This window comes from Dawidia cretensis (genome assembly GCF_018598175.1).
Taxonomy (GTDB): Bacteria; Bacteroidota; Bacteroidia; order Cytophagales; family Cyclobacteriaceae; genus Ohtaekwangia; species Ohtaekwangia cretensis.
This window is the reverse complement of the sequence record NZ_JAHESE010000195.1, coordinates 1-269: the sequence shown is the minus strand read 5'-3', so window position 1 is coordinate 269 and position 269 is coordinate 1. Positions and strand designations below refer to the sequence as shown.

The following is a 269-nucleotide window of genomic DNA, read 5'->3' as shown; positions in this document are numbered from 1 at the left end:
ACTACATTGATATCATCGGAGAAAAAGTATCAGCACTCGATCATTTCATCGGAGATGTACTCAGTCATTCAAAGAACCTGAAGATGGAGGTGAACATCAGTAAGGTAGATCTTGCAAAGATCATTGATCAGACTTTTACTGAGTTAGGGTACCTGGAAGGTGCAAAAGATGTTAAGCGCACAATTAAGAGTGAAGGAATTGACTTTTACAGCGATCATTGGAGGGTATCTGAGATTTTTAGAAATTTAATTTCTAACGCCATAAAGTAT

General features: G+C 37.2%; 1 protein-coding gene. It reads left to right on the top strand.

From position 1 onward, the window contains the following. Positions 1 to 269: sensor histidine kinase (locus KK062_RS30335; RefSeq protein WP_369075196.1), on the top strand; the 269-nt coding region annotated here is incomplete at both ends.